This window comes from Saccharomonospora iraqiensis subsp. paurometabolica YIM 90007, from assembly GCF_000231035.2.
Lineage (GTDB): Bacteria > Actinomycetota > Actinomycetes > Mycobacteriales > Pseudonocardiaceae > Saccharomonospora > Saccharomonospora paurometabolica.
The window spans coordinates 150,027-150,553 of sequence record NZ_KI912225.1 but is presented as its reverse complement, the minus strand read 5'-3'; the positions used below and the strand labels follow the sequence as shown (position 1 = coordinate 150,553).

At 75.9% G+C, this 527-nt stretch carries 1 protein-coding gene; it reads left to right on the top strand.

Annotated features, from left to right (window positions below; genetic code table 11):
- The coding region (locus SACPADRAFT_RS26650) for an SDR family NAD(P)-dependent oxidoreductase (protein WP_007027944.1) at window positions 1–527 on the top strand (527 nt) is incomplete at both ends.

The following is a 527-nucleotide window of genomic DNA, read 5'->3' as shown; positions in this document are numbered from 1 at the left end:
CGACCGGGCCCTCGCGGTCGCCGCCGACGTCACCGACCGCGCCGGGATGGCCGCCGCGGTCGCCGAGGTGCTCGACCGTGCCGGGCGGGTGGACATCGCCGTGGCCAACGCCGGGGTATCCCCGGAACCGGCCACGGTGCGCACGATGGACCCGGCCGAGTACGACCGGGTCGTCGCGATCAACCAGACCGGGGTGTTCAACACCGTCCGGGCGGTCGCCGACGCGGTGATCGCCACCGGCGGGCACGTCGTCACGGTCAGCTCCGCCGCCGCCTTCGCCCCGGGTCCGGGCGGGTCGCCGTACATGATGAGCAAGGCGGCCGTCGAACAACTCGGCCGGGCTCTGCGCCCGGAGCTCGCCGCGCACGGCGTCACCGTGGGCGTGGCCTACTTCGGCGTCGTGCGGACCTCCATGACCACGGGCGTCCTCGACGACCACCCGCTCGGGCGCCGGCTCGACCGGATGCTGCCCCGGCCGTTGCGCCACCGGGTGAGCGCCGAGCACGCCGCGACGGTCGTCGCCGACG